The organism is Falsirhodobacter deserti (genome assembly GCF_004015795.1).
Classification (GTDB): Bacteria; Pseudomonadota; Alphaproteobacteria; order Rhodobacterales; family Rhodobacteraceae; genus Falsirhodobacter; species Falsirhodobacter deserti.
The window spans coordinates 46,964-68,660 of sequence record NZ_ML137219.1 but is presented as its reverse complement, the minus strand read 5'-3'; the positions used below and the strand labels follow the sequence as shown (position 1 = coordinate 68,660).

The window sequence follows — 21,697 nt, the reverse complement described above, 5'->3', positions numbered from 1 at the left end:
GGGCTCCTCCCGTTCAAAGACCGATAAAGGCGAAGATGGTTCCGACCGACCGCCACCCCATCCACCATGTCAGCGCACAGACAAGGGCGCTGGCCACAAGCAGCGGGCGGTTATAGCGGTGACCGCCCATCAGGTCGGACCGCGCAAAGCCGATATAGGTGAAGATGGTCAGGCCGATGGGCAGGATCAGCCCGTTGAAGCCGCCCACGAACACAAGGATGGCGGCGGGCGCTGTTCCAAGGCTCAGGTAAACAGCCAGAGAGATGGCGATGAAGATCACGGTCGCGATGTTGCGGGCGCGATCGCCCATCGGGGCGAAGGCCGGCAGGAAGCTGACCGAGGTATAGGCCGCGCCGATGATCGAGGTGATCGCCGCCGCCCAGAACACCAGCCCGAAGATGCGGATGCCCACCTGCCCTGCGGCATGTCCGAAGGCCTGCGCGGCGGGGTTGGCCGTCTGGCTGGACAAATCCAGTGTGACGCCGCTGGCCACCACGCCAAGGATGGCAAGGAACAGCACGAAGCGCATCACGCCCGTCACGGCGATGCCGGTCAGTGCGGCGCGGGTCACGGCCGGAAGGTTTTCCGGCCCCGTCAACCCCTTGTCGATAAGCCGGTGCGCCCCGGAATAGGTGATGTAGCCGCCGACGGTGCCGCCAACGATGGTGGTGATGGTGGCAAAATCGATGCTGTCGGGCAGCACGGTCTGGCGCAGCGCCTCGCCCACGGGCGGGTTCGACACGAAGGCCACGAACAGCGTCAGCGCGATCATCACAAGGCCCAGCACGATGATGATGCGGTCCAGCAGGAAGCCCGCGCGCGCCGAAAGGAAAATCCCGATGGCCAGCAGCGCCGAAAGCGCACCGCCGATCTTCGGCTCCAGCCCCAGAAGCGCGTTCAGGCCCAGCCCCGCGCCCGCGATGTTGCCGATGTTGAAGGCCAGCCCGCCGATGATGACCAGTACCGCCAGCAGGTATCCCGCCCCCGGCAGCGCGGCGTTCGCGGTTTCCGCCGCCCGCCGCCGCGTCAGCGCCGTGATGCGCCACACGTTCAGCTGCACCACGAAGTCGATGATGATCGATGCAAGGATCGCGAAGGCAAAGGCCGCCCCCATCCGCGCGGTGAAGGTGGCGGTTTGCGTGATGAAGCCGGGACCGATGGCGGATGTCGCCATCAGGAAAATGGCCGCGATAAAGGACCCGCGAAGCGAGGCCGAAGCGGCGGGAGGAACTGATTTTTCCAACGAAACTCTCCTGCTGGGTCTTTTTTTGAAAAGCTGGCGCAGGAAATGCGGCTCGCGCAACAATAATCTTGCGCGCTTAAGCCGATTGTTCAACGATCGGCCTCCCATCGTTCTATCTGATTAAATTTTCATCAGCGGGCGAATGACCGGCGTTCCATCGGGCAAACCGGATGGAGCTTTCACGCGAATCCGTGCCAGATGCCGACATGACCGATCAAAGCCCCAGCCTTGCCCAAACCGTTGCCCTGCGCCTGCGCGAACAGGTGGTCGCCGGCGTCCTGCTTCCCGGCCAGCGCCTTTCCGAAACGCGCCTGGCCGCCGATCTTGATATCTCGCGCAATACGCTGCGCGAGGTGTTCCGCCTGCTGACACAGGACGGGCTCCTGACGCACCAGCCAAATCGCGGGGTGTTCGTGGCCCAGCCCTCGTTGGCGACGATCCTTGACATCTATCGCGTGCGCCTGATGGTCGAGGTGCCCGCGCTGGCGCAGGCATGGCCGCGCCATCCCGCCGTGGCCCGCATGGCCGAGGCAGTGGACCGCGCCGCCGCACTGGCCGCCATGCAGGACTGGCGCGGCGTGGGCAGCGCCAACATGGAATTCCACGCGGCCATCGTTGGGTTAAGCGACAGCCCGCGCCTGATCGCGTTCTTTGCCCGCATCATGGCGGAACTGCGCCTTGCCTTCGGCCTGATGCACAGCCCCGAACAGCTTCACGTGCCTTACATCGATCGCAACCGCGCCCTGCTGTCCGTGCTGCATGGCGACGGCCCAGCGGCGGCGGCGGACCTGCTGCGCGATTACCTGATGCAGTCGGAACGGGAGGTGATGGCCGCCTTTGCGGCGCGGCTGGATTAACGCAGCCGGGCCGAAAGCAGCGCAAAGCCCTGCGCCAGAAGGATGGCCAGCACCGCCACCAGCACGCCCCCCTGCGCCACGAAGGCAAGGTTCTGCGAGGTGAGGCCGGCGATGATCACCTCCCCCAGCCCACGCGCCGCCACCACCGATCCGATGGTGGCGGTGGAGAGAGAGATGACGGTGGCCGTCCGCACCCCGTCAAGGATCAGCGGCAGGGCCAGCGGCAGTTCCACCTGCCACAGCCGCTGGCGGGGGGTCATGCCGGTGCCGCGTGCGGCCTCCACCACCGATGGGGGCAGCGCGGAAAAGGCGGCCAGCGTGTTTTCGAAAACCGGCAGCAACCCGTAAAGAAACAGCGCCAGAAGAGTGGGCCATGTGCCAAAGCCAAGCACGGGGACCGTCAGCGCCAGCACCGCCACGGGGGGAAAGGTCTGCCCGAAGCCAGTCACCACGCGCGACAGTGGCAGAAAGGCTTCCCCCGCGGGACGCCGCACGAAGATGCCAAGCGCCACGGCGACCAACGTCGCCGGCACCATCGCCCCCGCCACCAGCGCCAGATGCGCCAGCGTCAGCGACAAAAGCCCCGCCCGGTCATAGATGACGGGCGCACCTTCGGGTGCAAGCGGCGCCAGAAGCGGGACGAAAAGGGCGGGCCGCAGCAGGAAGGCCAGCATCGCCGCCAGCAACACAAGGGCGGGCCAGCGCTTCACGGATGCCCCGCCCGAAGCAGCGCAGCGCGGCTGATGCGGCCGCCGCCTTCCAGCGGCAGGGCTTCGGCATTCTGCCAGATCAGCGCATCCAGCGCCTCGGATGCGGTGGCGGTGCGCGGCAGGGGCTGGCCAGAGGCCGCCCCTTCCTCGGCCAGATCGGTGGCGGGGATCAGCGACAGGAAGCGGAAGGCCCGCTCCCCCTCGCCCACCAGATCGCGGACAAAGGCGGTGGCGGGGCGAGACAATATCTCGGCCGGGGTGCCGAACTGTTCGACGCGCCCCGCCCGCATCACGGCGACGCGGTCGGACAGGCGGATCGCCTCGGCCATGTCATGGGTGACCAGAAGGATCGTGCTGCCCAGCGTTTGCTGGATGGCGCGCAGATCGGCCTGCGCCTTGCCGCGCAGCACGGGATCCAGTGCGCCAAAGGGTTCGTCCATCAGCAACAGCTCGGGCCGCGCGGCCAGCGCTCGGGCCACGCCCACCCGCTGCATCTGCCCGCCCGAAAGCTGGTGGGGAAAGCGCGGACCGATGGTGGCAGGATCCAGCGACAGAAGGCGCAGCAACTCCTCCACCCGGGCGCGGATCTTGTCCTTGGGCCAGCCCAGAAGGCGCGGCACGGTCGCGATGTTGCGCGCCACGGTCCAGTGCGGAAACAGCCCGTGATCCTGAATGACGTAACCGATGCGGCGGCGAAGCTCGAACGCGGGCATGTCGCGCGTGTCTTGCCCGTTCAGGGTGACATGGCCTGCCGTGGGTTCGATCAGCCGGTTCACCAGCCGCAGCAGGGTGGACTTTCCCGAACCGGAGGTGCCGACAATGGCAACCACGCTTCCCGTTTCGATGGAAAGGGATACATCATCCACCGCCCGCAGATCGTCATAGTGTTTCGAAAGGTTGTGCAGGCCGATCACGGGCGCCTCCCCGGCAAAAGGTCGATCAGGGCGTCGAAGATCACCTGCGCCGCGAAGGCCAGCGCCACGGTCGGCAGGGCGCCCAGCAGGATCAGGTCGGGCGCGGTCTGGCCAAGCCCCTGGAACACGAAGGTGCCAAAGCCCCCTGCCCCGATCAGCGCGCCGATGGTCGCAAGCCCGATGTTCTGGACCAGCACGATCCGCGCGCCCGTCAGGATCACGGGAAGGGCCAGCGGCATGTCCACGCGCAGCAGGCGCTGGCGCGGGGCAAGGCCCATGCCGCGCGCCGCCTCGGACACGCTGGGGGGAACGGCGCGCAAACCGGCGACGGTGTTGGTCACGATCGGAAGCAGCGCATAAAGAAACAGCGCCACCAGCGCGGGGGCCATGCCGATGCCACCGATGCCCGCCGCCCGCGCCCCCGGCACATTGGCCGCCACCCATCCCAGCGGCAGGATCAGCAACCCGAACAGCGCGATGGAGGGCACGGTCTGGATCGCCGTCAGCACGTTCATCACCGGCAGGTGCAGGCGCGGCGTGCGCTGGATCGCGATGCCCAGCGGAACCCCCGCCACCACCGCCGCCGCGAATGATCCAAGGGCAAGCGCGACGTGCCGCTGCGCTTCGGCCCAGAAAGAAGCGCGGCGTGCGGCATATTCCTGAAGGACCGACACATCCGGCCAAAGGCGCAGCACCAGCGCCAGAACCGCCACCGTGGCCGCCAGCAGCGCCAGCCGCGCAACCGGCGCCGGCTTGCGCCGGGCCAGCGCATCGGCCAGCAGCAGCACCAGCGCCACCAGCCCAAGCCAGAACCCCGCCCCCGGCGACACGCGCGCATAGGCCGGCGCATCCTCGGCCAGCCGCGAGGCGCCAAGCCCCAGAAGCGCCAGCCAACCCGCCACCGCCAGCGCCGCCAGCGGCAGGCGCAAGGGGCTGCGGGCCAGCGCGGCCACCGCCACCAGCGCCACGCCCGCAGCGGCCGGCCAGCCGAAGATATGGGGCAGCCATTCGGCGACGGGGGCCGCGATCCGGTTCGGGCGCAGCCCCGCAAAGGGCAGCGCGAAACCTGCGATCAGCGGCAGCGCAAGAACAAGGCCGAGGCGGTCAGCATACCTCACCCCTCGATGAACCCGCCTTCCGTCAGAAACTGGCGGGCGACATCGGCGGCGGGAACACCTTCCACCTGCACGCGCCCGTTCAGCGTTTGCAGGGTTTCAAGCGTCAGCGCCTCGAAAACGGGGGAAAGAAGCTCCTCGATCTGCGGATATTCTGCCAGCACCTCGGCGCGGATGACGGGGGCGGGCTGGTAGACGGGCTGCACCTGCTTGTCATCGGCCAGAACACGCAGGCCCGCGAAGGGGATCGCGCCGTCGGTGCCATAAACCATCGCCGCATTCACGCCGCTGGTGCCATTGGCGGCCGCCTGGATGGTTGCCGCCGTGTCGCCGCCCGACAGCACGACCATCTGGTCGGTGGAAAGCTGGAAGCCATAGGTTTTCTGGAAGGACGGCAGCGCGGCGGCGGAGTTCACGAATTCGGACGAGGCCGCCAGCTTCACCGCCCCGCCACCCGAGATCCATTCGCCGAAATCCGACAGCGTGCCGACGCGGTTGGCATCGGCCACATCATCCCGCAGCGCGATGCCCCAGGTGTTGTTCGCGGGCGCCGGGTCCAGCCAGACAAGGCCGTTCGCTTCGTCCAGATCGCGCGCGGTCTGCCATGCGGCATCGGCATCCTTCCAGACAGGATCTTCGGCGCGGTTGAAGAAGAACGCGGCATTGCCGGTATATTCGGGATAGAGATCAATCTCTCCGGCCAGCAGCGCCTGGCGGACCACGGGCGTGCCGCCCAGTTGCAGGCGATTCTGCGTCCCGATCCCGTTCTGTTCAAGCACCTGAACGATGATGTTGCCGATTACCCCACCCTCCGTATCGATCTTGGAGGATACGACCACCTGCGCCCCTGCGCTGCCCGCGCCAAGCATCATTGCCAGTGCGGCGACACGGAAATTGAACATGCGAGAGGCTCCTTGCTCTGACCGCTTCGGCCACAGGATAAGTCGCACGCGATCAAAAGCCAGTGTGCGGGGCGAAATCAGGCAGCTTCGCCGTGATGCGATCCTGCCCTTCGTTCTTGGAGCGGCAGAGCGCGACATCGGCCCGCACCAGCGCCGCCGCAAGACCCTCGTTCGGGCGCAGGCTCGCGATGCCGAAACTGGCCGTCACCCGCCAGATCCTGCAAGGCTGCCGGCACGGCGCGGCGGATGCGTTCAAACCGATCCACCCCACCGGCCAGCGGAAGCAAAGCCGGCGGAGATGACAAGCGAAAGAAGCGCGGAGCCCGCCGCCTGCCAAAGAACACCCTGCGTTGGCGCGGCGATGATGGCGTGGGCCGCCGCCGCCGCGAACGAAAACGCCCAGACCAGCACGTGCCGACCTGGGCGAAACTCTTTCCAAGCCGTCAGAAGTGCCGCTGCAAGCAGCAGGCAAACGGCCCCGAACAACGATGCAACATGGCACTGGTCAACATGCTTCGTTGTACGGAACAGTCCTTGACGGATCGTGCTAGGTTACGTCAGTTGCCTTCGGCGTTGGACCCGATGAACCACGCATCCTTGTCCACGATGCGGCTGGCCTCGGTGAACAGATCGGCAGTATCCTGATCGCCGCCCTCGTCCACGATGTCGATCGCTTCACGCAGCGAAGCGGCGACGATCTTGTAACGCTCCACCAGTTCGCGCACATGATCCTTCACCAGCATGAAGCCGGCGGGATATTCGGGCAGCGTGGTGGCGGCGGCAACGTTCTGGCTGCGCCCGTCGGGCGATCCGCCAAGGATCACGGCGCGTTCGGCCATCTTGTCCAGAATGTCGCGCAGGTTGTCGACCGCATCATCCAGAAGCTTGTGCACGCCGATGAAGTTGCTGCCCTTCATGTTCCAGTGCGCCTGCTTCACGATCAGCGACAGGTCGATCACCAGCGACAGGTTCTTGTCCAGCGTCTCGATCGAGGTTTTGGCCGCCTCGTCGCTGAGCCCGCTTGCGTAACGTTCATGCATCGCATTCTCCTTCTGTCGGTTCCGGTTCATCGACCGATATAGCGTGCCGAAACGCGGCGGCATGCCAGACATTTGCACAAACTGCGAAAGTTTCGTTATGCGGCGGGCGTGGTGCTGGCGCGCAGGCTGTCCTGAAGGCGGCGCAGCAGGGTGGTCAGCGTGTCCTGTTCCTCGGCCGTCATGCCGATGGCCCGCGAAACGCAGCTCATCACGTCGGGCGCCTTGTCGGCCAAGGCGCGGCCGGCATCGGTCAGCCGGATGCGGACCGTGCGTTCATCCTGCGGATCGCGGCGTCGGCTCAGCAAGCCCATCGCCTCCAGCCGTTTCAGCAGCGGCGTCAATGTATTCGATTGCAGGCGAAGCATTTGCCCCAATTCGCCCACCGTCCGGTCATCGCATTGCCAAAGAAGGCCAAGCACAAGGAACTGCGGATAGGTCACGCCCATTTCGGACAAGGCATGCCGGTACACCTGCGCAAAAGCCTGATCCGCGGCATGCACGGTGAAGCAAAGCAGTTCTGTGGGTGCATGCGTGTGGGCCATGACTTTAAATCGCATGGTGCGTGAAAAAGGGCAAGACCTCTTGATATTTATATCGCTCGCGATTTAATCGCTTTATCAAACAGCAATGGGAGTTCTTCATGAGCGTCAACGTCCTTTACTCCACCTCCGCCACGGCCACGGGCGGGCGTGACAGCCATGCAACCACCGAAGACGGTGCGGTCGATGTGAAACTGTCCACTCCGCGTGAACTTGGCGGCGCGGGCGGCGACGGCGTGAACCCCGAACAGCTGTTCGCTGCGGGTTATTCCGCCTGCTTTCTTGGCGCGATGAAGGCCGTTGCCGCCAAAGGCCCGACGAAGGTGCCAGCGGATGCCAAGGTTTCGGCGCAGGTTGGCATCGGTCCGCGCAGCGAGGGCGGCTTCGGGCTGACCGTCGCGCTTGAGGTTTCGCTTCCCGGCGTCGATCCGGAAGCCGCGCGGGCGCTGGTGGAACAGGCGCATCAGGTCTGCCCCTATTCCAACGCCACGCGCGGAAACATCGATGTCGGCCTGACTGTCGTCTGACACGAAGCTGTTTCACGGGCGCGTTATCGGGGGCGATATTGCAACCGAAGGGTCCGGACACATGCTTCTTCGCGTCACGTTTGCCGCGCTTCTCTGCTCCTCCTCTGCCGTGCTGGCAGAGGAGACCCTTCCCGCCAAACTGGCAGGCTTTGCTGTCATCCCCGCCAACACGATGATCGCCCCGCCGGCCGATGCGCCGCGCGATGCGTGGATCTCGGGCAAGTTCACCGGGGATGGGCGCAACGACACCCCGATGAGCGTTCCGGGTGATACCGGCCCCGCTTTCGGCAGCCATCCCACCGGCCTGTCCCTGCCCTTCCTTGGCCAACCCTTCCAAGGCATGTCGGGATTTGCGATGAACCGGGCCGAAGACGGCTCCATCTTCACGCTGGCCGATAACGGGTTCGGATCGAAGGGCAACAGCCCCGATGCACTGCTGGTGTTCCACCGCCTGTTGCCCGACTTCGAAACCGGCAAGGTGGAACGGCTGGAGTCCGTCTTCCTGCACGATCCCGATCACAAGGTTCCGTTCCGCATCGCCTATGAAGGCACGGATGGCCGCTATCTGACGGGGGCGGATTTCGATCCCGAATCCATCCAGCTTCTGGACGACACGATCTGGATCGGCGACGAATTCGGACCCTACCTGATCGAGGCGACGACGGATGGCCGCGTGCTGAACGTCCACCCGACCATGCTGGAGGGCGAACGGCTGAAAGGCCCCGACACCCCCGGCGTGACGGTTCCTGCGGTTGCGGGCAAGGATTACCGGGTTCAGCGTTCGGGCGGTTATGAAGGCATGGCGCTGCATCCCCGAACAAACGAGCTTTGGGCCATGCTGGAAAAACCCCTGCTGACCGAAGACGGGACAGAGGGCGACTTCCTGCGCGTGCTGGTGTTCGATCCCGCCGAGCGTAAGTGGACGGGCGACACCCATCGCTTCCGCCTTGCCGAGGGTGCGGTGGCCATCGGCGATTTCAACTTCATCGACGATCACCGCGCGCTGGTGATCGAACGCGACGCCGGCGAAGGCATGGCCGCCTGCGAGGACGGCGCGGACCCCGCCGCCTGCTATCCCCGCCCTGCCCGCGTGAAGAACATCGTGCTGGTGGATACTGCCGATACCGACGAGGACGGTTTCATGCGCCGCATCGGCCATGTGGACCTGCTGGACATCCAGGATCCCGACGGCCTTTCGCCCCATTCGCAGGACGGCGTGTTCACCTTCCCGTTCCAGACGATCGAAGACGTGATCCGCATGGACGACACCCACATCCTTGTGGCGGATGACAACAACCTTCCCTTCTCGGGCGGGCGGGAGATCGGCCAGGCGGCGGATAACGAGTTCATCCTGCTTGACGTGGCCGATCTGCTGGCTGCCGAATAACCCGCGGAGCGCAGGTCAGACGGCCTGCGCCCATTCCCCCTTGCGGAACACGGCGACGCGTTCGCCATCCGGCTTGATGCCGTCGATATCCACCTGATCGGAACCGATCATCCAGTCCACGTGGATCAGGCTGGAATTGCCGCCTTGTGCCTGAATCTGTTCTGGCGTGGGATCGCCATGGAAGCACTTGGCATAGCACTGACCCAATGCAATATGACAAGCTGCGTTTTCATCATACAACGTGTTCAGGAACAGCAACCCCGAGGCCGAGATGGGCGAGGAATGTGGCACCAGCGCCACCTCCCCCAACCGCCGCGCGCCGTCATCAGTATCGATCAGCTGGCGCAGCACGTCCTGTCCCCTGCTGGCATGTGCCTCGGTGATCGCGCCACCGGCAAAGGTCACGCGAATATCCTCGATCAGCGTGCCCTGATGTGACAGCGGCTTTGTCGCGCTGACATGTCCGTCAACGCGCAGGGCGTGCGGCGTGGTGAACACCTCCTCGGTCGGGATGTTCGGATTGCAGGTGATGCCGTTGCGGGCCACCGACGCGCCGCCCTGCCAGCGATGCCCGTCAGCCAGCCCGACCGTCAGATCCGTGCCCGGCCCCGTGAAGTGCAACGAGCGGAACGCCTGTCCGTCCAGCCATGCGCAGCGGGCGTGAAGCTGGGCATTGTGCGTGGCCCATGCGGCAACCGGATCGTCCCCTTCCACGCGCGAAGCTGCGAAGATTGCATCGGCCAGGCGGGCGACGGCCTCCTCCTCCGGCAGGTCGGGGAAGACGCGGCGGGCCCAGTCAGGATTGGGATAGCTGACGATGTTCCAGTTGATGTCGAACCCCGCGATCTTTTTCAGCGCGGGTTTATAGGCACGGGACTGGGCGCGGTTGGCACGGGCCACCTTCGCCGGATCGGCCGACGACAGCATCAGCGGGTCGTCGCCCGCGATGGCCAGCCGCGCTGTGTTGGCATCAAATGCCTTCGCCATCCCTTCGAACAACCAGTCCGGCGCACTATCGAAGCTTTCGTCGCGGGCATGGGCATAGCGGGCCAGCGTCACCTGCGGATCCGACAGGATCGGCGTAACGACCCCTGCCCCGGCCGCATAGGCATGGGCCGCAATCCGGCGCACCAGCGGCAACGCCTCGGCCGGTGCGGTCAGCAGCAGGTCCTGACCTTCCTGCAAGTTAAGGCCCACCTTCACGGCCACCTGCGCCAGCCGGTCAAGTTTCACGGGATCGATTGCCATTCATACCTCCGTCGTTGCGCCGCGCAGGATGACGCGGTGCGCGGCGGGGTCAAGGGTCGCGCTGCTCCAGGTGGCGGCGCAGCATCGCCACGTTGCGAAGGTTCGACTTGTAGGCGATGTCGAACACGCTGCCCAGCAGCGGAACCGATCCGATCACGGTATCCAGCGCGACATTCACCCCCATCCGCACCAGAAGGCTGTTCGGCACCCCAAGCGAATAAGCGCGGTGAAGGATAAGTGCCGAAGGAATGGCCGCAGCCACATCGCCCACGCCGGGGATCAGACCCAGCAGCCCGTCCCACCCGAAGCGGAAACCAAGGACTTTGAACCGCGCGTCAAGCTGATGGGCAAGACGATCAAGTCGCGCAATCTCGGCGTCACGGGCAAGGCGGGTCATCGGCATCTCCTTCTGGCGAAAATGCGCGACCCGCCCCGCAGGTTCCGGTCAGTTATCGTCCAGCGAGGCAAGGAACGCTTCGATCGCCTGTTCAAGACGGTGCCGGTCGACGGCGCTGAAGTCACGCTCCATCCGCAGTTCCACACGACCGTGGGTTGCAGTGCAGCGGGCAACATCTTCACCGCGCGCAACGCGCAGGGTTGTCTTGGCACCGGGATTGCCCGGACCGCGCGCCGGACGTGGCGGCGTTACCTTGCCTGCGCCGGCGGCAAAATCGCGCAGGACAGCAAGTTCGTCCGTGTCCGACCGTTCGGGCTGCGCCATCAACAGGCGGCCCAGCATGGTGGCCGCGCCCGGCTCCCGCTCCACCCGTTTCAAAACGTCCAGACCAAGGGCACGGGGGATGGAGTGCGGGTGCAGAAGGTGCATCCCGATCCGATCCAGCAGCGTAGCGAAGTTGCGGATATAGACGCGCTTCTGCCGCCCCGCCGATTGGAACAGCGTGGCAATTGCCTGATCGATTGAGAAGGCGGATGTCTCAGGATCCTGAAGATAGCTGCGCGCCAGAATCGCCATTTCCGCAAAACTGATATCCCGCCGAACAAGGTTTTCATCGACCATGCGCCGGTACAGACTTTCCAAGGTCTCCCCTTGCGCGACCATCCCGGCGGGGATGGCAGCGAACCGCTCCTCCCCCGTTTCTTCGAACAGTTCGCGATAGGCGGCAAGGCGGCGGAAGCCCTGAATCAGTTCAAAATTGCCATCGGCCGCAGCCTCCACGCGGATCGGGTTCGACAGGCCCACGCCGCGGATGGATTCTTTCAGCTCATCAAGCTCGGGGTCTCGGTCAGGGGCTCGGTCGCGGGTCAGCTTCGTGGCGCGGATCTTGTCCAGCGGGATCAGGTCGGTGACGAGGCCAAGCTTCTTCAACCGCACCAGTTCATGGGCCAGACGGTCATTTTCGGCCCGGATCGCGGCCTCGGCCTGCTGGCGTTCCCGCAGTGCTTCGGCGTTCTCACTGATGGCAGCGGCCATGGGGCCGCGACGGGCCTCGCGCTCTGTCCCCGCGGGGACAGGCTCTTCGGAGGGGAAGTCGATATCGAAAGTGCGGCGCTTGATCATGCTTCATCCTCCAGCTTGTCCCATGCCGCAACAAGGTTGTCGCGGAACTCCATATACGCCCTGTCGAACGAGGCGCGGGCGCGGCGCCATGTTTCGCGCGTCATTTCGCGATAATCGGTTTCATAGATCGAGGACAGGAACCGGCCTGATTGTTCCACCGCCCGCGTCATCTCGATCGGGTGTTCGGCGACCCTACCCTCGAACACCTTACGGAAGGCTTGATGCATCGCGCGGTGCAATTCGTTGTTCGGCTCATACCGCGTCAGCAGGAAGCGCAGATCCAGAAACGCCTTGGGGAGCGTCATTGTCCCCGCGGGGACGATCCCCTGGAACTGGCTCAGATCGCCAAGCGCCTCGGCCAGCTGACCGATAAAAGAGGTGGTGGAGTCATATTCCCAATAGCCGGGACCCGAGGGCACATAAAGAACATCAGCCGCAAACACCGCATTCATGGACTGATAACCGATGGCCGGCGGGCAGTCGAAGATCACGATGTCATAGGCATCATCCGGCAACGTATCGAGATAGCGGGACACGGCGGCGAAGAAGGACCATTCGGGGTTCAGGTTCCGGTACTGGGCCGAGGCAAATTCCACGAAGGCAGAGTTGGCACAGGAGGGGATGACATCCACCGTCGGCCAGGATGTCTGCTTGATGAAGTCCATCGTGCGCAGATCGGTCAGACCCATCCCGGTGATGGCGGAAGGCAGCTTTCGTTGGGGCAGGGCCGCGCCGGATTCCGCGCCGCGGGCGGCGCTGTTCATCCGTTCGGTTTCGCGGATCAGGTCCCGCGCCATAATGCCCCAGACCGTGAACTCCTCGGCCACGTCCGACAGACCCATGGAATGGGACAGGGTGGCCTGCGGGTCGAAATCCACCGCCAGCACCCGATAGCCGTCCAGTGCCGCGGCATGGGCGAAGTGCAGGGCCACGGTCGACTTGCCCGCACCGCCCTTGAAGTTGGCGATGGCGGCGCGAATGGCCCGCTTGCCGGCAGGGCGGGGCGGCAGCAGGGACTTGCGGTTGATCTTCAGCTTGCGGCGGATCTCGTTGATCTCCTCCAGCGTATACCAGCGCTGGCGGCCATCCTCCTCCACCAGCCCCTGGGGGAGGGAGGGTTCGGTGGCCATGCGTCCCCGCAGGGTCGACTGGTTCACGCGGAAGATCAGTTCGGCCAGTTCCCAGCTGGAAAAGCGGCGCAGCGTCTTCTCCATCTCGGGGGAGTAGGTCTGCTGGCGGATCCAGCCCTGCATCTTCAGCGATTGCGCCTGAAGCCGCGCAAGGTCGTCATGGGTGAACATCATTTCTCCGAAAGGCAACGCTCTTCACTTTATATATTCGGTTTACGCCGGATTTGCGAAAGGCGCAAAGATTATGTATATAAAGAGATGCAAAAGCGTCCCCGCAGGGACAGGCTAGGGCCCTCTGCCCCCGATCAGGGGACATCTTGCGGCTTTATCCAGCATTAAGGGGACATTTCACACCTCTTAAAGGGACGCCTAGGGTGTCCCCCAATACCTATAAGACCCTTCTTCAGATCCTGAAGAGGAGGGAATGAGGGCGGCCCTTGACAGAATCGCCCCACTCAACGCAAATGGTGGTCGGGAAATGAAAAGCGTTGTGTTGCCGGAACCACGGTGGCAGCGCGCGGTTCGTTAAGCCGGGGAAGATACCCCGGATCTATCAATATCCCGTCAGGATGCGGGGAAGGCAGAAGATGGCAGTGGCACGATTGGCGGGGCAGGGAGCCTCGTCGAGGAAATATGATGTTCTGACGGCCATCGGCGCGGCAGGACTGGCAGGGGAGGCAATGGCGCAGCGCCTTGCCCTTCGGCTGATCGTGCTGATCACGGCCCGCTACGACTGGCGGGCCGACCGCCTTGCCACCGGCCAGCGCGAGATCGCGGCCCTTTGGTCGGTTGATGAACGGACGGTGAAGCGGGAAATGGCGCGGCTTCGGGAAAAAGGCTGGCTCGTGCTGCGCCGTCAGGGTGGACGGGGCCGGGTGGCCGAATACGCCTTGGGCCTTGATCGCATCCTTGCCGACACCGCGCCCCATTGGGCCGCCGTTGGTCGGGATCTGGAGGCGCGCCTTGCACCCGATGATGCCCCACCTGTCCCCGCAGGGACGCCCAACATCATCGCCTTTCCCCAGCCCGACGGCCAAAGCCCCTGGGACCGCGTCATGCAGCACATCGCGCAAGAGGCGCCCACTGTTTACGCGACCTGGCTGCGCCAGCTTCGTCCGCTGGAGGAGACTGGCGGCGGGCTGACCCTTGAAGCGCCCACCCGCTTTCACGCCAACTATGTGGAAACGCATCTGGCGCTTCGCATCCTGACCGCCTGCCGTGTTGCCGCCCCCCAGATCGGCAGCCTGCGGATTTTGGTGGCCGGCTGACAGAAAGGCGATTGACAAGGCGCCAACATGTATAACAAATAAATCATGCTGTCGGACATCCCGTGAGGGGCGGGATCTCTTCAGTTCTGGGAGGACACCATGATCATGCATGCCTGCGTCCGGCCTTTGGCCGCCGCTTCGCTTCTTGCCCTTGCCGCCGGACCGGCCCTGGCCAAGACGCCAGACGACCAGCTTGTCATCGGCTTTTCCATGACAAACATCCTGACGCTCGATCCTGCTGCCATCACGGGCAAGGAAACGGTGCAGGTGCTGGCCAACGTTTATGACGGCCTTGTCCAGCTGGACCCGGTGAACCGGTCCGAGGTGCAGCCCGACCTTGCCGAAAGCTGGGACGTGGCCGAGGACGGAATGTCCATCACCTTCCATCTGCGCGAGGCGGAATTCGCTTCGGGCAACCCCGTCCGGGCCGAGGATGTGGTCTGGTCGTTCCGCCGCCTGATGGAACTGAACCTTGCACAGGCCAGCTTCCTGAAAACCTATGGCTTCACTGCCGAGGCGGCCGAAACCGCGTTCACCGCGCCCGATGACCGCACGGTCGTCGTGACGCTGCCGCAGAAGGTGAACCCGCAGCTTATCATCTCCACCCTCGGGATCGTGGGGCCCGGCTCCATCCTCGACAGCAAGCTGGTGATGGAGAATGAGCGGGACGGCGACATGGGCACCGCGTGGCTGTCGCAGAATTCCGCCGGATCGGCGGCCTTCGCGCTGCAGCAGTGGAAGTCCAACAACCTCGTGCTTCTGACGCGCAACGACAATTTCTGGGGCGAGGAGCCGGCGATGCGCCGCATCATCTGGCGCCACGTTCCCGAAAGCCAAAGCCAGCGGCTGCAACTGGAACGCCAGGATCTGGACATCGCCTTCCAGCTTGCCCCCGCCGATCTGAACGCGCTGCAGAACAAGGACGGGATCGAGATCCAGACCACCCCGTCGGCCGGCTTCTATTATCTTGCCATGTCGATGGCGGATGAACGGTTCCAGAACCCCAAGGTGCGCGAAGCGATGCGCTACCTTATCGATTACAAGGGCCTGAACGACGCGATCCTGCCCTTCTTCGGCAAGATGCACCAACGCCCCATCTCGGGCGGGTTCTTCGGGCTGCTGGACGATCCCGGCTATACCTTCGATCCCGAACGCGCCAAGCAGCTTCTGGCCGAGGGTGGTTTCCCCAACGGCATGGACGTGACGCTGCGCGCGCTGTCGGACGATCCCTTCCTGAATCTTGCCACCGCGCTTCAAGGCTCTCTGGCCCAAGGGGGGGTCCGGGCCGAGGTGATCACCGGATCGGGTGACCAGATCTATGGCGCAATGCGCGAGCGGAACTTCGAGATGATCGTGGGCCGCGGCGGCGGCGGGCAGCTGCCCGACCCGGACAGCAACATGCGCGCGCTGATCTACAACCCCGACAACTCGGACGAGGCGCGGCTGACCAACTTCCAGGGCTGGCGCACCAGCTTCATGGACGAGGAGCTGAACAACCTGATCGATGCCGGCGCCTCCGAGGCGGACCTTGAAACGCGCCGCCAGATCTATGCCGACATCCAGAACCGCATCGACGAGGTCGTCCCCCCGCTGATCCCGTTCTCCGAGGTCGTGACCTCGGCGGCCTATCGCGCCGATCTGGAAGGCTTCGTGGTGAACCCGTCCTGGTCGACCGATCTTTCGACCGTCACGAAAAACCGCTGAAAGGGCAGGGGGCCACGCGCCCCCTCCGCCCCAACCCTCACGGGGAACCGATGCTGACACGATCCCGAACACGCGGCCTGCTGCGCCAGGCCGGCACCATTGCCGTCACGCTGCTGGGGCTTTTGGTCCTGACCTTCGCCATCGGACGGCTGATGCCGGCCGATCCCGTCCGCGCCATCGTGGGCGAAGAGGCGACGCAGGACACCTATATGCAGGTTTACCAGGAACTGGGGCTGGACCGGCCCCTGCCGATGCAGTTCCTGATGTATCTGCGCGATGTGCTGACGGGGGATTTCGGAACCTCCATCCGCACCGGCCAGCCTGTCCTCAACGACATCCTGACCGTGATGCCGGCAACGCTGGAACTGGCAACGCTGGCCATCCTGATCGGCGCGACCCTTGGCATCACGCTTGGCGTCATCGCGGCGGTGAAGAAGGATCGCTGGCAGGATCAGGTAATCCGCGTGTTCAGCCTGATGGGCCACTCGATGCCGATCTTCTGGACGGGGATGATCGCGCTTCTGATCTTCTATGCCGCGCTTGGCTGGGTTGGCGGCGGCGGCCGGATGGAGGACTATTTCATCGGCCTTGTTCCCGAGGTGACGAACTTCATCCTGATCGACGCCGCCCTTGCTGGGGAGTGGGAGGTGTTCTGGTCTGCCCTGAACCACCTGATCCTTCCTGCCAGCCTGCTGGGCTATTCCTCGTCGGCCTATATCACGCGGATGACGCGCAGCTTCATGCTGGACCAGATCAACCAGGAGTATATCACCACCGCGCGGGTGAAGGGCCTGTCCGTCCGCCAGACCATCTGGCGCCATGCCTTCCTGAACATCCGGGTGCAGCTGGTCACCATCGTGGCGCTGGCCTATGGCGCGCTGCTGGAAGGGGCCGTCCTGATCGAGACGGTGTTTTCCTGGCCGGGCTTCGGGCAATACCTGACATCGAACCTGATGATCGGTGACATGAACGCGGTGATGACCTGCGTGCTGCTGGTCGGCGTCATCTTCATCGCGCTGAACCTTCTGTCCGACGTGCTTTACCGCGTCTTCGATCCGAGGACCCGCTGATGCAGACCGAAACCCTGAAGAAAGGCCGCAGCATGACGCTTCCGGGCCTCGCCCCACTGGGCCGCATCCTGCGTTTCCTGATGCGGCAACCCACTTCGGCCTTCGGGCTGGCCGTGATCGCGCTGCTGGTGATCGGCGCCATCTTCGCGCCGCTGCTGGCCACGCACAACCCTTACGCGCAGGATCTGACCAACACGCTGGCCCCGCCCGGCAATGGCCACTGGTTCGGCACGGACGAACTTGGCCGCGATATCTGGAGCCGCCTTGTCCATGGCACGCGCATCACGCTGACCATCATCGCGCTGGTCACGGTGGTGGTGGGGCCGATCGGCCTCGCCGTGGGCACGATCGCGGGATATTACGGGGGCGCGGTCGACACGGTGATGATGCGCATCACCGACATCTTCCTGTCCTTCCCCTCGCTGATCCTGTCGCTGGCCTTCGTGGCCGCGCTTGGGCCAAGCCTGTCAAATGCCATCATCGCCATCGCGCTGACATCGTGGCCGCCCATCGCGCGGCTGGCGCGGGCCGAAACCCTGACCTTCCGCGCCGAGGATTACGTTTCTGCCGCGCGCCTTCAGGGGGCATCGGATTTCCGCATCATCATGAAATCCATCGTGCCGATGTGCCTGCCTTCAGTCCTGATCCGGCTGACGCTGAACATGGCCACGGTGATCCTGACGGCAGCCGGCCTTGGCTTTCTGGGTCTTGGCGCGCAACCGCCGCTGCCCGAATGGGGCGCGATGATCGCCACGGGGCGCCGCTACATGATCGACAGCTGGTGGCTGGTCACCTTCCCCGGCATCGCGATCCTGTGCGTCAGCCTTGCCTTCAACCTCGTGGGTGACGGGCTGCGCGACGCGCTCGATCCCAAGCAGATGAACCGGAGGTGAGATGGACACGATCCTCGATATCCAGAACCTGACCGTCCATTACCGGGGCTCGCCCGCGCCCGCCGTGCGGGGCGTGTCCTTCCAGCTGGGGCGTGAACGCCTTGGCATCGTGGGCGAAAGCGGCTCCGGCAAATCCACGGTAGGACGCGCCATCCTGAAGCTGCTGCCATCTGCCGATATCACGGCCGACAAGATGCAGTTTCAGGACACGGACCTTCTGGCCCTTCCCGAAAAGCGCATGCTGGAGGTGCGCGGCAAGCGCATCTCCATGATCCTGCAGGATCCGAAGTTCAGCCTGAACCCGATCCGCAAGGTCGGCGACCAGGTGGCCGAGGCGTGGCGCGTGCACATGAAATGCTCTGCCGCGGAAGCCAAGGCAAAGGCGCTGCAGATGCTTTCCGCCGTTGCGATCCGCGACGTGGAACGGGTTTACGATCTTTACCCCCACCAGGTTTCCGGCGGCATGGGCCAGCGCATCATGATCGCGATGATGCTGCTGACCGAGCCGGAGCTGGTCATCGCCGACGAGCCGACATCCGCGCTGGACGTGACGGTTCGCATGCAGGTGCTGTCGATCCTTGACGGGCTGGTGCGCGATCGCGGCATCGGGCTGGTCGTGATCAGCCACGACCTGAACCTTGTGCGCAACTTCTGCGACCGCGTCCTGATCATGTATGCCGGCCGGGTGGTGGAAACGCTGAAGGCGAGCGAGCTGGACCGCGCGCAGCACCCCTATACCCGCGGGCTTCTGGCCGCGCAGCCGCGCATCGGCGGGCCGCGCCAGCCATTGCCCGTGCTGCAACGCCGCCCCGAATGGGCCGAGGAGGCACGCACATGAAGAACATCAGCATCCGCGATCTGTCGATCACGCTGGGAGAGGCGCGCATTCTTCACGACATCGGCTTTGACGTGCGGGCCGGTGAATGTTTCGGGCTGGTCGGGGAAAGCGGTTCGGGCAAGTCCACGATCCTGCGTTGCATGTCCCTGCTGATGAAGACGTGGGAGGGCCGCGTGACCATTGGTGGGCAGGATGTGCGCCAGATGCCGCTGGTCGAACGGTGCCGCACGATGCAGATGGTGTTCCAGGACCCCTACGGCTCGCTCCACCCGCGCCAGTCGGTGCGGACGGTGCTGTCCGAACCGCTGCGCATTCACGGTCTGGACGATCGCGACGGGCGGATGGAACGCGCCATGACGGAGGTGGGCCTGCCCACCGCCTTTCTGGACCGGTATCCGCACCAGCTTTCGGGCGGGCAGCGCCAGCGCGTTGCCATTGCCCGCGCGCTGATCCTTGAACCCGACGTGCTGCTGCTGGACGAACCGACCAGTGCGCTGGATGTGTCCGTTCAGGCCGAGATCCTTAACCTGCTGGCCGATCTGCGCGAAAGGCGGGGCTTCACCTATGTCATGGTCAGCCATGATCTGGCGGTGGTGGATCACATGTGCGACCGTTTCGCCGTGATGCAGAAGGGCCGTCTGGTGGAGGTTCTGGGCCGCGGCGCGCTGACCGGCGTTCCGGGCGAAGAAGCGAAGGATCCTTATGCGCGCGAGCTGATAGACGCCTCCATCGCTTATGACCGCGCCATGTGACTGGCCTGCCGACTGGCGGCGGCGGCTGGATGCGCCGCTGCCGCTTTCGGCACGGACCGAAACGGGCAGGGCGCAGATCCGCGCCGCATGGGATGCCGCCTTGCCCCCGCCGGATCCCGTTCTTTGTTTCGACGGCACCGCGCTGCATTTCGCCAGCGGCAAGCGGGCAGGCGGGGTGATCCAGCACCCGGCCCGGATCACCGGCCGGGCCGTTCTGATGCTGCACGATCACGGCGGCCGGTTCGACATGGGCTGGCGCAAGATGACCGAGGATCCGCAGGGCTTTTATTCCGGCCCGCCCGCGCAGCGCCTTCTGGATGCGGGGCATCCGGTGCTGTGCTTCGATGCGCTTGGCTGGGGCGACCGGCAGATGCCGGGGGATCAGCAGGCGCTGGCCTGCACGGCGATGGGTCTTGGCACCTCGCTTGCCGGGCTGGTCGCGGGCGAGGATCGCGACATCGCCACATGGGCCGCGGGGTTGCCCGAGGCGCGGCATGGCCTTGCCGTATGGGGCTTTTCCTTCGGGGGCTTCCGGGCATGGCAATGCCTTGCCACCACCCCCTCTGTCGGATCGGCGGTATCGCTGTCGTGGATGGCGCGGCGGCGGGAGTTGTTGCGCCTTGGCGCGCCGATCACGGCGGGGCAGGCGGCGTTCTGGATGCTGCACCCGTCACTGGCCGCGTTGGCCGATCTGCCGGATCTGGCGGGCGCGGCCGCGCCAAGGCCGCTGTTCCTGCGATCTGGAAGCGCCGACCGGCACCTGCCGCTGGCGGCGGTGGAACCCGCCTTCGACGATCTGCGCGCCATCTGGAATGTCGATGCCGCGATCTTCGACGGCGGGCATGTCTGCCCGCCCGAAGTGCAGAAGGAGGCGCTGGCCTTCCTTAGTTGACGCGGTTGTTCTCGATGAAGTCGAAATCGATATCCTCGCCGATGCCCGGACGGTCCGGAACGTGGACATAGCCATCGGCATCCATCGGGTCCGACAGCTGCTTCAGGTAATCGAACCCGTCATCGTATTTCAGGAACGGGTGCAGCAGCCCGCGTTCATACCAGCGGCAGTTCTTGGAGGTGGCGGTGACGACAAGGTTCATCGCCGTGTTGCCATGAACCTCGCACTCCATCCCGAAGCTTTCGGCCATGCGCATGGTTTTCAGCGCAGGCGTGATGCCGCCCACATCGTTCACGCCCGTGCGCAGGATATCGCAGGCGCCGTGCTTGACCCATTCCGCGCGGTGCCAGTGCTTGCCCGCCGCGCTTTCGGGGCCGACCACCGGGATGTCCAGATTGTCCGCCAGCCACTTGTAGGAGGACATGGATTGTTCGTCCATCGGCTCCTCGATCCAGTCGAAGCCCAGCTTTTCAAGGCCGCGCCCCAGTTCCAGCGAATCCATGCGGGAATACCAGTGGAAGGCATCGATCATCAGATGGATATCGGGGCCGACCGCCTCGCGCACGGCGGCGCAGGCCTTCAGGTCCATCTTCACATCGGGCGCCCAGCTGACGGGCGGCATCCACGTGTGCAGCTTGATCCCCTTATAGCCGCGCGCAACCAGCTTTTCGGCGAAGCGGCCATAATCCTCGGGCGTGGCAAGGCCGCCCTCAAGCTCGTCCCCGCACATGATGGAGCCATAGGCGCGGATCTTGTCGCGATATGCCCCGATCAGCTTGTAGGTGGGCGTGTTCAGCGCGCGCCCTGCCAGATCCCACAGCGCCACGTCCACGGCGGCCAGCGTACGGTCCGTCAGCTGTGCGGCCGATCCGCGCTGCCAATGGGCCAGATCGTGCCACAGCCGTTCGCGGTCGCGGTGATCCTGCCCGATCAGCACCTTCTTGACGAACTTGTCGATCAGGTGCGGCCGCACGATCTCGGGCACCGTGAAGGAATGGCCTTCATGCCCGTCCTCGGTCCGGATGGTGATGATCGAGGTCTTGACCTGATGGGGCGGGCCGGGATGCGCGTGGCCGGCGCTGTCGGAATGACGGCGCGTGGTTGAAAGGAAATGGCGCACCTGAACGTCGGTGATGATCATGCTGTCCT

The 21,697-nt window shown here is 64.9% G+C and carries 23 protein-coding genes; 10 read left to right on the top strand and 13 right to left on the bottom strand.

What is annotated here, in order from left to right; all coding sequences use genetic code 11:
- Positions 1-13 precede the first annotated feature (13 nt).
- Positions 14-1,243, bottom strand: a complete 1,230-nt coding sequence (locus JX25_RS11875) for an NRAMP family divalent metal transporter (RefSeq protein WP_206611580.1) — start codon at positions 1,241-1,243, stop codon at positions 14-16.
- Positions 1,244-1,449: 206 nt separating this feature from the next.
- Here JX25_RS11875 and JX25_RS11870 point away from each other — a divergent pair, with 206 nt between their 5' ends.
- The gene (locus JX25_RS11870; protein WP_128255329.1) at positions 1,450-2,100 is read left to right on the top strand and encodes a GntR family transcriptional regulator; all 651 of its coding nucleotides are present in this window, start codon (positions 1,450-1,452) and stop codon (positions 2,098-2,100) included.
- Here JX25_RS11870 and JX25_RS11865 read toward each other — a convergent pair.
- The 7 genes from JX25_RS11865 to JX25_RS11840 form a co-directional block, all read right to left on the bottom strand.
- Positions 2,097-2,810: an ABC transporter permease gene (locus JX25_RS11865; RefSeq protein WP_421780845.1), complete on the bottom strand. Its 714-nt coding sequence runs from the start codon at positions 2,808-2,810 to the stop codon at positions 2,097-2,099. The two genes, JX25_RS11870 and JX25_RS11865, sit on opposite strands and share 4 nt — an antisense overlap.
- Positions 2,807-3,724, bottom strand: coding sequence for an ABC transporter ATP-binding protein (locus JX25_RS11860; RefSeq protein ID WP_128255328.1), 918 nt, complete (start codon positions 3,722-3,724; stop codon positions 2,807-2,809). The genes JX25_RS11865 and JX25_RS11860 overlap by 4 nt, the downstream gene beginning before the upstream one ends.
- Positions 3,721-4,842, bottom strand: a complete 1,122-nt coding sequence (locus JX25_RS11855) for an ABC transporter permease (RefSeq protein WP_128255327.1) — start codon at positions 4,840-4,842, stop codon at positions 3,721-3,723. Before JX25_RS11855 ends, JX25_RS11860 begins: the two co-directional genes overlap by 4 nt.
- Positions 4,839-5,741, bottom strand: a complete 903-nt coding sequence (gene osmF / locus JX25_RS11850; protein WP_128255326.1) for a glycine betaine ABC transporter substrate-binding protein OsmF — start codon at positions 5,739-5,741, stop codon at positions 4,839-4,841. The genes JX25_RS11855 and osmF overlap by 4 nt, the downstream gene beginning before the upstream one ends.
- Positions 5,742-5,793: 52 nt before the next feature.
- On the bottom strand, positions 5,794-5,949 hold the full coding sequence (locus tag JX25_RS14875; protein ID WP_164876146.1) for a hypothetical protein: 156 nt from the start codon (positions 5,947-5,949) through the stop codon (positions 5,794-5,796).
- Positions 5,950-6,298: 349 nt separating this feature from the next.
- Entirely contained in the window at positions 6,299-6,781 is a 483-nt protein-coding gene (gene dps, locus JX25_RS11845) for a DNA starvation/stationary phase protection protein Dps (RefSeq protein ID WP_128255325.1), read from the bottom strand.
- A gap of 95 nt (positions 6,782-6,876) precedes the next feature.
- Positions 6,877-7,323: a MarR family winged helix-turn-helix transcriptional regulator gene (locus tag JX25_RS11840; protein WP_241557950.1), complete on the bottom strand. Its 447-nt coding sequence runs from the start codon at positions 7,321-7,323 to the stop codon at positions 6,877-6,879.
- 98 nt (positions 7,324-7,421) lie between these two features.
- Here JX25_RS11840 and JX25_RS11835 point away from each other — a divergent pair, with 98 nt between their 5' ends.
- The gene (locus JX25_RS11835) at positions 7,422-7,847 is read left to right on the top strand and encodes an organic hydroperoxide resistance protein (protein WP_128255323.1); all 426 of its coding nucleotides are present in this window, start codon (positions 7,422-7,424) and stop codon (positions 7,845-7,847) included.
- Between the two features lie 61 nt (positions 7,848-7,908).
- Positions 7,909-9,234 carry an esterase-like activity of phytase family protein gene (locus JX25_RS11830; protein WP_128255322.1) on the top strand — a complete coding sequence of 442 codons (1,326 nt, stop codon included), beginning with the start codon at positions 7,909-7,911 and terminating at the stop codon, positions 9,232-9,234.
- A 15-nt stretch (positions 9,235-9,249) separates the two neighbouring features.
- On the opposite strand, the gene JX25_RS11825 is transcribed toward JX25_RS11830, so the two are convergent.
- The 4 genes from JX25_RS11825 to JX25_RS11810 are packed head-to-tail and all read right to left on the bottom strand — an operon-like array spanning position 9,250 to position 13,302.
- Positions 9,250-10,482, bottom strand: coding sequence for an aminopeptidase (locus JX25_RS11825; protein WP_128255321.1), 1,233 nt, complete (start codon positions 10,480-10,482; stop codon positions 9,250-9,252).
- A 49-nt stretch (positions 10,483-10,531) separates the two neighbouring features.
- Positions 10,532-10,879: a DUF4112 domain-containing protein gene (locus JX25_RS11820; RefSeq protein ID WP_128255320.1), complete on the bottom strand. Its 348-nt coding sequence runs from the start codon at positions 10,877-10,879 to the stop codon at positions 10,532-10,534.
- Between the two features lie 48 nt (positions 10,880-10,927).
- Entirely contained in the window at positions 10,928-12,001 is a 1,074-nt protein-coding gene (locus tag JX25_RS11815) for a ParB/RepB/Spo0J family partition protein (RefSeq protein WP_128255319.1), read from the bottom strand.
- Positions 11,998-13,302 (bottom strand): AAA family ATPase, encoded by a 1,305-nt coding sequence (locus tag JX25_RS11810; protein WP_128255318.1) that lies wholly within the window; start codon positions 13,300-13,302, stop codon positions 11,998-12,000. Before JX25_RS11810 ends, JX25_RS11815 begins: the two co-directional genes overlap by 4 nt.
- Positions 13,303-13,718: 416 nt before the next feature.
- Here JX25_RS11810 and JX25_RS11805 point away from each other — a divergent pair, with 416 nt between their 5' ends.
- The 7 genes from JX25_RS11805 (at position 13,719) to JX25_RS11775 (ending at position 20,548) form a co-directional block, all read left to right on the top strand.
- Positions 13,719-14,399, top strand: a complete 681-nt coding sequence (locus tag JX25_RS11805) for a DnaA N-terminal domain-containing protein (RefSeq protein ID WP_128255317.1) — start codon at positions 13,719-13,721, stop codon at positions 14,397-14,399.
- Between the two features lie 99 nt (positions 14,400-14,498).
- On the top strand, positions 14,499-16,103 hold the full coding sequence (locus JX25_RS11800; protein WP_241557949.1) for an ABC transporter substrate-binding protein: 1,605 nt from the start codon (positions 14,499-14,501) through the stop codon (positions 16,101-16,103).
- A gap of 50 nt (positions 16,104-16,153) precedes the next feature.
- Positions 16,154-17,173 carry an ABC transporter permease gene (locus JX25_RS11795; RefSeq protein ID WP_128255316.1) on the top strand — a complete coding sequence of 340 codons (1,020 nt, stop codon included), beginning with the start codon at positions 16,154-16,156 and terminating at the stop codon, positions 17,171-17,173.
- A 32-nt stretch (positions 17,174-17,205) separates the two neighbouring features.
- Entirely contained in the window at positions 17,206-18,066 is an 861-nt protein-coding gene (locus JX25_RS11790) for an ABC transporter permease (protein WP_128255481.1), read from the top strand.
- Position 18,067: 1 nt separating this feature from the next.
- A complete protein-coding gene (locus JX25_RS11785; protein WP_128255315.1) occupies positions 18,068-18,904 on the top strand; it encodes an ABC transporter ATP-binding protein in 837 nt (278 codons plus the stop codon).
- Positions 18,901-19,656, top strand: a complete 756-nt coding sequence (locus JX25_RS11780; RefSeq protein ID WP_128255314.1) for an ABC transporter ATP-binding protein — start codon at positions 18,901-18,903, stop codon at positions 19,654-19,656. Before JX25_RS11785 ends, JX25_RS11780 begins: the two co-directional genes overlap by 4 nt.
- Positions 19,640-20,548, top strand: a complete 909-nt coding sequence (locus JX25_RS11775) for an alpha/beta hydrolase (RefSeq protein WP_128255313.1) — start codon at positions 19,640-19,642, stop codon at positions 20,546-20,548. Before JX25_RS11780 ends, JX25_RS11775 begins: the two co-directional genes overlap by 17 nt.
- Here JX25_RS11775 and JX25_RS11770 read toward each other — a convergent pair.
- Positions 20,541-21,689 (bottom strand): mandelate racemase family protein, encoded by a 1,149-nt coding sequence (locus JX25_RS11770; RefSeq protein WP_128255312.1) that lies wholly within the window; start codon positions 21,687-21,689, stop codon positions 20,541-20,543. The two genes, JX25_RS11775 and JX25_RS11770, sit on opposite strands and share 8 nt — an antisense overlap.
- Between the last annotated feature and the right edge of the window lie 8 nt (positions 21,690-21,697).